At 70.4% G+C, this 12,121-nt stretch carries 9 protein-coding genes; 2 read left to right on the forward strand and 7 right to left on the reverse strand.

Annotation, left to right across the window (positions count from 1 at the left end; translation table 11 throughout):
- Positions 1 to 3 precede the first annotated feature (3 nt).
- The 6 genes from G406_RS0129575 to G406_RS0129605 all read right to left on the reverse strand — a co-directional run bounded on the left by G406_RS0129575 (position 4) and on the right by G406_RS0129605 (position 7,766).
- Positions 4 to 597 carry a TetR/AcrR family transcriptional regulator gene (locus G406_RS0129575; protein WP_028936583.1) on the reverse strand — a complete coding sequence of 198 codons (594 nt, stop codon included), beginning with the start codon at positions 595 to 597 and terminating at the stop codon, positions 4 to 6.
- A gap of 395 nt (positions 598 to 992) precedes the next feature.
- Positions 993 to 1,445, reverse strand: a complete 453-nt coding sequence (locus G406_RS0129585) for a flavodoxin family protein (RefSeq protein ID WP_028936584.1) — start codon at positions 1,443 to 1,445, stop codon at positions 993 to 995.
- 53 nt (positions 1,446 to 1,498) lie between these two features.
- Positions 1,499 to 3,115, reverse strand: a complete 1,617-nt coding sequence (locus G406_RS0129590; protein ID WP_028936585.1) for a vWA domain-containing protein — start codon at positions 3,113 to 3,115, stop codon at positions 1,499 to 1,501.
- 334 nt (positions 3,116 to 3,449) lie between these two features.
- The gene (locus G406_RS0129595) at positions 3,450 to 5,063 is read right to left on the reverse strand and encodes a phospho-sugar mutase (protein WP_028936586.1); all 1,614 of its coding nucleotides are present in this window, start codon (positions 5,061 to 5,063) and stop codon (positions 3,450 to 3,452) included.
- Between the two features lies 1 nt (position 5,064).
- Positions 5,065 to 5,865, reverse strand: a complete 801-nt coding sequence (locus G406_RS0129600) for a purine-nucleoside phosphorylase (protein ID WP_028936587.1) — start codon at positions 5,863 to 5,865, stop codon at positions 5,065 to 5,067.
- Positions 5,862 to 7,766 (reverse strand): serine/threonine-protein kinase, encoded by a 1,905-nt coding sequence (locus tag G406_RS0129605; protein ID WP_051342872.1) that lies wholly within the window; start codon positions 7,764 to 7,766, stop codon positions 5,862 to 5,864. The genes G406_RS0129600 and G406_RS0129605 overlap by 4 nt, the downstream gene beginning before the upstream one ends.
- A gap of 437 nt (positions 7,767 to 8,203) precedes the next feature.
- Between G406_RS0129605 and G406_RS0129615 the strand changes: the two genes are divergently transcribed.
- On the forward strand, positions 8,204 to 9,454 hold the full coding sequence (locus G406_RS0129615) for an amidohydrolase (protein ID WP_028936589.1): 1,251 nt from the start codon (positions 8,204 to 8,206) through the stop codon (positions 9,452 to 9,454).
- Between the two features lie 774 nt (positions 9,455 to 10,228).
- Here G406_RS0129615 and G406_RS0129620 read toward each other — a convergent pair.
- The gene (locus tag G406_RS0129620; protein WP_028936590.1) at positions 10,229 to 10,681 is read right to left on the reverse strand and encodes a gamma-glutamylcyclotransferase family protein; all 453 of its coding nucleotides are present in this window, start codon (positions 10,679 to 10,681) and stop codon (positions 10,229 to 10,231) included.
- A gap of 51 nt (positions 10,682 to 10,732) precedes the next feature.
- Between G406_RS0129620 and G406_RS0129625 the strand changes: the two genes are divergently transcribed.
- Complete coding sequence (locus tag G406_RS0129625; protein ID WP_028936591.1) at positions 10,733 to 12,121, forward strand: NAD(P)H-quinone dehydrogenase; 1,389 nt, start codon at positions 10,733 to 10,735, stop codon at positions 12,119 to 12,121.

The following is a 12,121-nucleotide window of genomic DNA, read 5'->3' on the forward strand; positions in this document are numbered from 1 at the left end:
GCACTAGGGGTGCCAGCCGCGCAGCATCGCCCGCAGCGCGTGCCGGTACAGCTCGGCGGGCTCACCGGAGCCGGGCGGCAACAGGGACCGAAGCTCGAGCGACACCAGACCGTGCATCACCGACCACATCGTCGTGGCCACGGTCCTCGGGTTCTCCTCACGCAGAAGACCCGCGTCCATGGCCTGGCGAACCCATTCCACCAGCGGCGTGAACGTGGCGGTCGCCCGCCGAACCGACTCCTCGTCCGGCGTCAGCTCCCCGCCGACCTGACCGAACATGACCTGGTAGAAGTGCGGCTCGTCCAAGGCGCTGCTGCGGTAGGCGGCCGCGAGCGCGATGCCCTGCTCGATCAGATCGTCGACGTGCTCCACCGTGCCCAACCGCTGCGCGAAACGGTCGAACGCCTCGTCGAACACGGCGTTGAGCAGACCCGGCTTACCGCCGAACAACGAATAGACGGCGGTCGTCGACGTGCCGACCTGAGCGGCGAGCTTGCGCAGGCTGAGCCCGTCGGGGCCCTCCTTGGACAGGGTGCGCACCGCCTGCTCGAGCAAGCGGACACGCAGCGCGTCGTCGTGGAGTTTCGGCCTTGGCACGAGCCGAGGCTAACTTAGTAGCCCCTTAACCCCGTCATATGCTGGCTCTTTCTGCGGCTTCCGCGCGGAGTTTTTCTGTGACCACCCCCTCGGCTTCGCCGTCGGGGGTACTCCCAGAAAAACAAGCTCCTTCGTCGCTGGGCGCGCTTGTCGTTGCTCTGGGAGCCGCCTCCTTGCGTTGGTGTGGTTGTTGCGGACATTCACTGCCCGGCCTTCGCCGGAACTCCTTCGGAGACTTGCGGAGCCGGCCTCGCTGTCGCCGGCCAAGCTTCGCTGGCCTAGCTGTTTGTCGGCTTAGTTGTTGTCGGCTTAGTTGTTGCCGGGTTTGCTGCTGTCGGCTTGGCTGTTGCTGGGTTGGTTGTTGCCGGGTTTGCTGTTGCTGTTGTTGTTGGGCATCAGGGCATGAGGGTTGCTGCCAGGGTGGCGCCTAGTTCGTAGCAGCGTTCCAGGGCCTTCTTGTCCGGGGGGCCGGTGATCACGGCGGGCTCTGTTACCTGTTTCCAGTTCAGGCCCTCGGCTATCGAGGTCACCGAATTCACCGCGCCTTCGGTGCCCAGGTTGCCGTGCACGAACAATCCGTACGGCAGCCCCTTCGTGTCGTCGAGCACCGGGTAGTAAATCTGGTCGAAGAAATGTTTCAACGCGCCGGACATGTAGCCGATGTTCGCCGGTGTGCCCAGTAGTAGTCCGTCGGCGGCCAGTACATCCGACGCGGTCGCTGCCAACGCGGCACGCCGTACGACGTCGACCCCGGTGATGTCCGGGTCGGTGGCTCCGCGCAGCACCGCGTCGAACATCTCGGCGGTGGCCGGCGACGGCGTGTGATGGACGATCAGCAACGTGGGCACCCGGGACAGTGTGCCGCCCGGAGACCGCCGTGCCACTCGAGGTGGCACGGCGGTCAGGCGACCGGGGCGTTCTCCCACGGCCAGCGGCCATCGACCCCGGCCTCCAACAGGCTGATCATCCGGAAGCCGGAGTCGTTCAACCCGCCGAACGTGTGCCGGTTGCCCGAACCGGACGGGCCGTGGCCGTGCCGGTAACCCGCCAGGTTCCAGGTGTAGAGCGGAACCGTCGCCGGCAGCACCTGACCGACGTCACCCCGGCCGGCCTGCTCGTCGGTCAGGATCACCACCCGGTCGTGCCCGGCGAAATGCTCGGCCAGCGCGCCCGCCGTGTCCGTGCCGGCGCCGAGGAAGAACCCCTCCTCGCCCCACCGGCGCACACCGGACAGCAGCGACTCGGCCCGGCGCCGAGGGAACACCCTGGACCTCGGCGACGGTGCCACCCCCGGGTACGTGTACTCGGAGGAGAACGACACCACGTCCGGCCGTGCGCACCGCGCGGCCAACGCGAGACCGAACATGACCGCCGCGTCCCACCGCGCGACCGTGCCGTCCTGGGAGAACCCCGCCTGCATCGAGCCCGACGTGTCCACCAGGATCAGCGTCCGGCCGGCGAGCGCCGGGATACCCGACAGCGACAGGTCCAGTGCCTTCTCCAGCGGATAGGACCATCGCAGCGACGGCGCGGCCCGGTACGCCGACAGGAACCGCATCGGCAGCTGCCGCGACCGCGCCACCTCACCCGGATCGCACAGGTAGTCACCCACCCGACCAGCGACGTCGTCCGGCACCTCGGCACGGTCGAGGTTGCGCAGGTTGCGCAACCGGGCCATGTAACCCATCGACGGCAGCACCACCGACCACGCACGCGCATCCATCGGACCCTGCAGCCACCCGGCGAGCGACTCCCACGTCATGCCCGCGGCCGCCAGCACCTCACCGGCGTCGTCGCGGTCCAGCACCGGCCGACGGTCACCCGGTGCGAGAGCCATCAGCTCGGCACGTGCCCGCAGCATCGCCAGCGACTCGGGAATCGGGTTGTCCCGCTTGTGCCGCCGGTCCAGCGCGTGCCGGAACAGGTCGTTCTGCCACGGCGCGGACGCCGTCGGGTGGGTCAGCTCGATGACGTCGCCGAACCGGAAACCGTGAGCGTCGGAGTCGTACTTCAGCAGCGACCGCTCGGTGTACAGGCGGACCAGCCCGTCCGCGACACCCCGCTTGACCGGCATCGGCACGGTCCGGCCGTGCCTCGACCGCCAGTAGGCGAGCATCTCGCCCGGCTCGTCGGCACGTCGCAGCACCGAGGCGACCACCTGCCGGCCGCCCGGGATCGTCAGCTCCAGTGCCTTCGCGGCGAACTCGGCCGCGCCCACCAGCGCCGCGGACCGCAGGTTCGCCTCGGTGCGCAGCCACACCAGCAACTTCGCGGTCCACTCCGGGTCCAGCTCGGTGGCCTGATGGACGAGCTGGGTGAACCGGTCGTCCCGAGCGCCGCCGGACTCGTAGAACGTGTCCTCGCCGACCATGTTCGTGACCGCGAGCAGGAACAGCTCCGAGCGCGTGTCCCGCACGTATCCCGGCGCACCCTGATGGGTCACGCCGGACGGAATGTTCTCGCTCGTCACGGGTGAGTGCGCGGCCGGACGTACGTCGGCGGTGTTGAACTTGCTCACCGTGCTCAACCTCTCCATCGGCAGAAAGGGAGCAACACGAATTCCATGGCGGAGTTCCGAGAACAGTAGCGGCGACGGTACAATTCTATTGCTCTGCCAGTTTGAGCTACACCACCCGGCGAACCGCGCGGTGACGGGACTCGAACCCGCAACCTATAGATCAGAAGTAACCATTGCCTTCGCAGCGGAACTCACCATGAAATTGTGGTGCCCCCGAGAACATGACGCCCACGGTCTGTTTCATGAGAAGTGAAGTATCCGTGGACTTCGCAGCGGGTGCGGATATAACGCTAGCAGCGTCAGCGGGTCGCCGCGACCGGTTTTCGCCGATCCGTCACGATTCGCCGGTCGTCCCGAGCAGCACCTCGACCTCATCACGCAGCCGGGCCAGCCGATCCGAGGCGCGGGACCGCGCGGCGGCCAGCCCGGCCGCTGCCGCGACCGGTTCGACGACCTCCAGGTACGCCTTGAGCTTCGGCTCGGTGCCCGATGGCCGGATCACCGCGCGGGCCCGCTCCCGGTGCAGCAGGAACACGTCCGGCGCCGGCCGGTCGCCGGGCAGCTCACGCTCCAGCCTCCGTACCGCCTCGGCGCGCTGAGCCGGCTCCATCCGCAGCGTGATCGCACCGGTCAGATACACGCCGTGCGCGACCGCCAGCTCGTCGAGGACCGCCGGGAGCGGCCCCCGGGTGGTGGCGAGGTCGGCGGCGAGCACCGCCGCGGAGATGCCGTCCTTGTCCCGTACCGCGCCGGGGTCCACGCAGTACCCGAGCGCCTCCTCGAAGCCGTATACGAAGCCCGGGTCGCCCTCGGGCTCCTCGCCGGCGCGCACGATCCATTTGAAGCCGGTCAATGTCTCGGCGAACCGGGCATCGCGTGCCGAGGCGATCGCGCGCAGCTGTGTCGAGGAGGCGACCGTCGTGGCCACCAGCGGATCGGGGTGACGCTCGCGGTCCAGCGTGGCGAGCAGGTGGTCACCGAGCAGGGCGCCGGTCTCGTTGCCGGTGAGCATCCGCCAGCCGGCCCCGGGGTCACGAACACCCAGCGCGCACCGGTCCGCGTCCGGGTCCAGCGCGATCGCCAGGTCGGCGTCGACCGATCCGGCCAGTTCCAGCAGCGCGTCGGTGGCCCCCGGTTCCTCGGGGTTGGGGAACGGCACGGTCGGGAAGTCCGGATCCGGCGCCGCCTGTGCCGCCACCACGTGGACGTCGTCGAACCCGGCCAGTCGCAGCGCCTCGACCGCGACGTCGTTCCCGACCCCGTGAAGCGCGGTCAACGCGATGCGCAGCCCCGACCGGTCGCCGGCCCGCAGCGCGGCGACCCGATCGAGGTAGCCATCCAGCAGGGCGTCCGGGTCCGTCTCCGGCACCGCGACGGTCGGGATGTCGGTCGCGTCGGGCGCGGCCTTGATGTGCGCCTCGATTTCGGTGTCCACCGGGCCGACGAGCTGCGCGCCGTCCGCGAGATACACCTTGTAGCCGTTGTCGCCCGGCGGGTTGTGCGACGCGGTGACCTGCACGCCGGCGACCGCGCCCCAGGTCCGGACCGAGTACGCCAGTACCGGGGTGGGCAGCGGCCTGCTCAGCGCGCGGACCTCGAACCCGGCCGCCGCGAACACGGACGCCGCCGCCTCGGCGAACGCCGCCGAACCGTGCCTGGCGTCGCGCCCGACCACCACGAGGCCGCCACGGGAGCCGTGCTCCACCAGCCACGCGGCGAGCCCGGCGGTCACCCGGCGGACCACCGCGACGTTCATCCCGGTCGGCCCGGCGCGGACCGGACCCCGGATGCCCGCCGTGCCGAACGTCAACGGCGGGCTCATGCGCCGCGCCAGCTCCTCGGCGTCGCCCGAGTCGAGCACCCGGGTCAGCTCGGCGCGGGTCGCCGGATCCGGGTCCGCCACGATCCACCGGAGCGCGGCATCACGCCACCCGTCCTGGACGGCCACCTCAGAGTGTCGTGATGAGCCGACCGAGCAGCTCGCCCATGCGGCCGGCGGCCGCGTCACCCGCCTCGATGACCTCCTGGTGGCTCAGCGGCTGCCCGCTCAGCCCCGCCGCCAGGTTCGTTACCAGCGACAGCCCGAACACCTCGAGCCCCTCGGCGCGCGCCGCGATCGCCTCCAGCACGGTGGACATGCCGACCAGGTCGGCGCCCACCGTCCGCAGCATCCGGATCTCGGCCGGCGTCTCGAAATGCGGACCGGGCAGACCGGCGTAGACGCCCTCGGCGAGACTCGGGTCGATCTGTTGCGCCAGCGCGCGCAACCGGGGCGAGTACAGGTCGGTCAGGTCGACGAACCGCGCGCCGACCAGCGGCGACCTCGCGGTCAGGTTCAGGTGGTCGGAGATCAGCACCGGCTGGCCCACCGACAGACCGTCCCGGATTCCGCCGGCGGCGTTCGTCAGCACGATCGTCGAGCAGCCTGCCGCCGCCGCGGTCCGCGCCGCGTGCGCGACCGCCGCCTCGCCGTGCCCCTCATAGAGGTGCGTACGGCCGAGCAGGACCAGCACCCGCCGCGACCCGACGACCAGTGACCGCACCGTGCCCGCGTGACCGATCGCCTTCGGGACCACGAACCCGGGCAGCTCGGACATCGGGACCTCGGCCTCGGGCGCGCCGAGCGCGTCGGCGGCCGGGCGCCAGCCCGAACCGAGTACCACCGCGACATCGTGGCGGTCGGCGCCGGTCCGCTCGGCGAGTACCTCGGCCGCGCGTGCCGGGTCGTCGGTCTGTGCGATGTCCGTCATGGGGTGAATCCACTGACCATCTCGTCGAACAGCTCCTTGGTCTGGTCGTCGGCTTGGGTCGCGGGGACGATGAGCTGTGCCACCCACAGGTCGTCGCCCGCCTTGGTCAGCTGCGCGTAACCGAAACGGTTCGACACGCCCTGCGGGCCGGTCCGTTCGCTGCGGTACGTCACCTGGGCGCCGGTGTTGGACTCGACCGTCACCTTGTCCACACCCAGCCCGCTCGAGGACAGCGCGTTGGTGAAGTCCGTCGTGGTCGCGGGTTTGGTCCGGCTGCCGACGATCTTGTCGATACGCAGCTCACGGGAGCCGTCCGGGCTGACGAACCGGACCGACGCGGACCCGTTGCCCTGCGGCGCCACCCGGTACTGCTCCCACGTGTCGGGTGTCTTGACCGTGAAGCCGAGCCCGCCCTGGGTGTTGTCGGTATAGGCCTTCAGCGTCACCGTGCCGCCGTTCGCCGGGCTCACCAGGTCGGTCGTGAGCGACGACTGGCCGACCAGGACGCGGATGGTCGACCACCCGAAACCCGCGCCGACCAGCACCGCGATCATGCCGGCGAGGATCAGCGGCACGACCATCTTGCCGGACAGGCCCGCCTGCGCCCTGGTCGGTGGCGGCGCGGACCTGGCGATCGGTGGGCGTGCCGGCACGCCGCCGGTCGGCTGCCAGCTGGGCCTGCCGTACCCGCCCTGGGTCCCCTGGGCGTAGCCGCCCTGCGTTCCCTGGGGGTACCCGCCCTGGGTGCCCTGCGGGGGATAGCCGGTGCCCTGGGTCCCGTAGCCGGTGCCCTGTGCGCCGTAGCCGTCCGGGGGCCTCGGGGGCGCCGGTGCGGGCGGCATCGGGCCGGGGTCGGCCGCCAGCGGCGCGGGCGTGCCGTCCGGACGGCTGGTGTTCCATCTGCGCGGCGCCGACGTGCCGGTGGTCGTCGCGCCGTAGCTGTTGTACTGGACCGGTGCGGCGGAGCCGCCGCTGTCGGCCTCGCCGATGACCCGGCCCGAGGTGTCCGGCGGCGGGATGAACGCCTCCGGCGAGCCGGGGAACACCGGGTCCTCCGGGTCGTCGACCAACGGCCGCAGCCTGCGCTTGACGTCCGCGAGCCCCAGCCTGCGCTCCGGGTCCTTGACCATCAGCGCGGAGATGACGTCGGCGAGCGGGCCGCCCATCGAGACCCTCGGGACCTCCGCGTGGACCACGGCGGTGACGGTCTTGACCGGGTCCCCGTCGACGTCGTAGGGCGGTCGTGCCTCCAGCGCGGCGAACAGCGTCGCGCCGAGGCCCCACAGGTCGGCGGCGGGAGTCACCGGCTGGCCAGCCGCGACCTCCGGGGCGATGTAGGCGGGGGAGCCGAGCACGAGACCGGTCTGGGTCATGGTGACGTCGTCGCGTTTGCGTGCGATACCGAAGTCGGTCAGCTTGATCCGGCCGTCCTCGGCGACGAGCACGTTGCCCGGCTTGACGTCCCGGTGCGTGATGCCGGCCCGGTGCGCGGCCTGCAGCGCCGAGGCCATCGCGTGACCGACCGTGGCCGCCTCGGCCGCGCTGAGCTTGCCCTGCGCGCCGATGACCTTGGACAGGTCGCGGCTGGGCAGCAGCTCCATCACGACGAACGGGTCACCGTCGACCGCGACCACGTCGTACAGCGTGATGACGTTCGGATGCGACAGCCCGCCCAGCGTGCGGGCCTCCCGCATCATGCGCTCACGCATCGCGACCATCTCGCCCTCGGGAACACCGGGCGGGACCTTCAGCTCCTTGATCGCGACCGACCGGTGCAGTACCTCGTCGTAGCCCGCCCAGACCGTCCCCATGGCGCCGCTGCCGAGTGGTTCGGTCAACCGATAGCGGCCGGCGATCAGGCGCGACTCGGCCTCCTCGGGTGCGGAACCGGATGGCGACATACCGGACATTCTCCCGGTTCACTCTGACTGCGTTCGCTGGGCCTGTCTACGTACCCTGTCACGCCGGGCCGACCCGCTGAACTCCATTAGCGGTCAGCCTTCAGCGGTGGATGTCGGTTTCGCCGGCGGACGTCCGATTCCCGTAGCGCATCGTGTGCGGAGCGCGGTCGAACACCCCGGTGAGCGGTGTCACAGCCCGTTCACGGCACCACGACGACCGGTTGTCCGGCGAGCGGGGCCGCCCGCAGCAGATCAGTAACCCTTGAGCGAGGAGAGGCTCCGGAGCGACTGTTTACGCGGATCTTGCCGTCCCGAGTGATGCACCATATGTGAGATAGCGACGTTGACACGGCACTGTTCCCGACACTCACAAGGTGGCCCGAACCGACCGTCCGCGTCAGCGTCAACATCGAACGGATTGATCGGTGGTGGTACCGGTGTCTGTGCTCGACGCGCACACCGAACTGCTGGCAGCGCAGGCCATTGGGCCGAGCGCACCGGTGACCGACATCGGCCAGGGCAGAGGTCCCGCCTGGCTGGACGGTTGGTTGGCTGAGAACAACCGCGAGCTCGTGTCGTGGCGGCGTGCGCTGCACGCGCGCCCCGAGCTCGCCCGCCAGGAACGGCTGAGTACCTCGCTCGTAGCCACCCGGCTCACCGCCGCCGGACTGAAACCCCAGATTCTTCCGTCCGGTACCGGTCTCACCTGCGATATCGGCACCGGCGACCACTGCGTCGCGTTGCGCGCCGACCTCGACGCACTGCCCCTGCGCGAGCAGACCGGCCTCCCGTTCGCGTCCGGTGTCGACGGCGTCATGCACGCCTGCGGTCACGACGCGCACACCGCGATGCTGCTCGGCGCCGGTCTGGCGCTGGCGAACGCACCCAAGCTGCCCGGTCGCGTCCGGCTGATCTTCCAGCCGGCCGAGGAGGTCCAGCCCGGCGGTGCGATCGACATGGTGGCGGCCGGCGTCATGAAGGACGTCGAGCGCATCTTCGCCCTGCACTGCGACCCCCGGCTTCCGGTCGGTCAGCTGGGCACCAAGGTCGGGCCGATCACCTCGGCCTGCGACCTCCTGGAGGTCCGGCTCACCTCGCCGGGTGGCCACACGTCGCGGCCGCACCTGACCGCGGACCTCGTGCACGCGCTGGGCACCCTGATCACCCAGCTGCCGTCGCTGCTGTCCCGCCGCGTCGACCCGCGCACCGGCACCGTGCTGGTGTGGGGTGCCGTCGAAGCAGGTCAGGCGGCGAACGCGGTGCCGCAGAACGGCGTCCTGCGAGGCACCCTGCGCACCGGCGACCACCAGATCTGGACCGAGCTCGAGCCGCTGGTCCGGTCCCTGGTCACCGCCTTGCTGGCGCCGATCGGCGTCGGGTACGTCCTGGAGCACACCCGTGGCGTCCCGCCGGTCGACAACGAGCCGCTCAGCAGCGGCCTGCTGCACGACGCGGCCGTCGCCGCGCTGGGTCCGGACGGTGCGACGAGCACCGAACAGTCCAGCGGCGGTGAGGACTTCGCCTGGTACCTGGAAGAGGTGCCCGGCGCCATGGGCCGCCTCGGTGTCTGGTCCGGCGAGGGCCCGATGAAGGACCTGCACCAGGCGACCTTCGACCTGGACGAACGCGCCCTCCCCGTGGGCGTCCGGGTCCTGGTCCACGCAGCCCTGGCCAGCCTCGCAGCCTGATTCCTGCCTGTTTCGCGCGCCATCGTTCCCGGCAGGCCCTCCGGGCCAACCGGGAACGATCCAGGCGGCAACCCCTTCGGGGTCGCTGCCTGGGCTTTTTCCTCGCGGGCCCCCATACCCTTCGGGCATGGGGACCCACTCGGAAAAATGTCGCCTTCGGCGACGCGCGCGCTTGGTGCCCCGGCTTGGGAGCCGCCCCTCATGCACTACCCGCCTGCGGCGGAACCCCTCCGGGCACCTCTGCGGGGCCACCCATGCACCGCGCCTCGCCACATTCCCGGTGCAAGCTGAGCGGCTGCAGGTGCGATGCGCAACCCACCACCCACACCCGCGCAGCCAACAAAGACCCGTGAGTGTTTTGGGTTGCCCTGGCAACCCAAAACACTCACGGCTCCTTATCCCGCTGCGGGTGTACCTGTGTCTGTGAAGCCGGCTCCGCAAGTCTCCGAAGGAGTTCCGGCGAAGGCCGGGCAGTGAATGTCAGCGACCACATCGCCCAGCTGCCAGGGCGGCTCCCACGGTGGGCACAAGCGCGCGCCCGGGCGAGTCCTCGAGCCTTTTTTTCTGGGAGTACCCCAGCGAGCGTTTACGCGAGCCGGGGTGGTCACAGAAAAATATCGCGCGCGAAACAGGCCCAACAAGACAGCCTGCACCCTCACCCAGCGCTAAAACCCCACAGCCCGACCTGCAGAGCTCAACCATTCCCGCAGGCCCACAACCCGAGCCACCCAGCCCAACCACACCCAGCCCAACCACAGGCTCAGAAGCACAGAATTACGGGCCTACGTTTCTGCTGGGGCGGGTGCGGATTGCCTGGACGTAGTCGTCGGGGGCTCCGGCCAGCTCCGCCGCGTCGGCCACCACGCCCAGGTAGCGGGCCGAGGGCAGGCCGCCCTCGTAGGCGTCCAACACGTAGAGCCAGGCGAGTTCGGTGCCCTGCAGGGTCTGCACCCTCAGGCGCAGCTTCTTGTGCAGACCGAGCTCACCACCCTCCCACCGGTCGAGCAGGATGGCATCGGCGTCGGTGACGTCGTACAGCACCACGAACACCTGCGAGTTGGGGTCTTCCACCACGGTGCACAGCGCGCCCTCGGGGCCGTAGTCCTCGCCACCGAAGGTCATGCGCCAGCCCATCAGCCAGCCGGTGCCGGCCATCGGGGAGTGCGGGCACCGCTGCTTCATCTGGGCAGGATCCATGTTGGACCCATAGGCAGCGTAGAGCGACACCCGGACAGCCTAGTGTCATGGCAGACGTATCGAGTGGGAGGGGAGCACCGGGTGAGCCGGATTGTGATCATGGGCGGCGGACCGGCCGGATATGAGGCGGCTCTGGTGGCCGCCCAGCACGGCGCGGAGGTGACCGTGGTCGAGCGGGACGGCATGGGCGGAGCATGCGTACTGGACGACTGTGTGCCGTCCAAGACGTTCATCTCGTCGGCCGGAATCCGCACCGAGCTTCGCCGGGCCAACGAGCTCGGGCTGAACGCCGACCACAAGGCCGCGACGGTCGACCTCGCCCGCATCAACGCGCGCGTGGGTTCGCTGGCGAGGGCACAGTCGGCGGACGTGCGCGCCAGGCTGGAACGCGAAGGTGTGCGGCTGATCAGTGGATCGGCGGCGTTCGCCGAGAAGCCCCTGTCCGGTGCCGCGCACAGCGTGGTCGCCGACGGCGAGACGCTGCCCGCCGACGTGGTCCTGATCGCCACCGGTGCGACCCCGAGGGTGCTGCCCAGCGCGGTCCCGGACGGCGAGCGGATCCTCACCTGGCGGCAGCTGTACAACCTGGACGAGCTGCCCGAGCACCTGATCGTCATCGGCTCGGGGGTGACCGGCGCCGAGTTCGTCTCGGCCTACACCGAGCTGGGCGTGCGGGTCACCCTGGTGTCGAGCCGGGACCGCGTCCTGCCGACCGAGGACGCCGACGCGGCGACGGTGCTGGAGGACGTGTTCGCCGAACGCGGCGTGACGATCCTGCCCCGCACCAGGGCAGAGCAGGTCAGCAGGGACGGCGACGGCGTCGTCGTGACCCTCGGCGACGGCAGCACGGTCAGCGGCTCGCACGTGCTGATGACGGTCGGCTCCGTGCCGAACACCCAGGACCTCGGCCTCGACCGGGTCGGCGTCACCACCGATCGGGGCGGCTTCATCCCGGTGGACCGCGTGTCGCGCACCGCCGCGCCCGGCGTATACGCGGCCGGTGACTGCACCGGGCTGCTGATGCTCGCCTCGGTCGCCGCGATGCAGGGCCGGATCGCGGTGTGGCACGCGCTCGGTGAGGGAGTCGCGCCGATCAAGCTGAAGACCGTCGCGGCCGCGGTGTTCACCCGGCCGGAGATCGCCACGGTGGGCATCAGCCAGGCCTCCATCGACGCCGGTGAGGTCCAGGCCAGGACCATCATGATGCCGCTCGGCACGAACCCCAGGGCGAAGATGCAGGGTCTGCGCCGCGGTTTCGTGAAGCTGTTCTGCCGTCCGACCAGCGGCGTCGTGATCGGCGGCGTGGTCGTCGCGCCGGTGGCGAGCGAGCTGATCCTGCCGATCGCGATGGCCGTGCAGAACACACTGACCGTGGACGACCTGGCCAGGACCTTCTCGGTGTACCCGTCGCTGTCGGGTTCCATCACCGAGGCCGGCCGGCAGCTGATGCGCCACGACGACCTGGACTGA

The organism is Actinospineispora spinosispora DSM 44797 (assembly GCF_000429025.1).
GTDB lineage: Bacteria > Actinomycetota > Actinomycetes > Mycobacteriales > Pseudonocardiaceae > Pseudonocardia > Pseudonocardia spinosispora.

Bases quoted from the DNA above. Each gene is read 5' to 3' on its own strand.
- G406_RS0129600 (WP_028936587.1), bottom strand. From the start codon at position 5,865: ATGACGGACATCGCACAGACCGACGACCCGGCACGCGCGGCCGAGGTA.
- G406_RS0129605 (WP_051342872.1), bottom strand. From the start codon at position 7,766: ATGTCGCCATCCGGTTCCGCACCCGAGGAGGCCGAGTCGCGCCTGATC.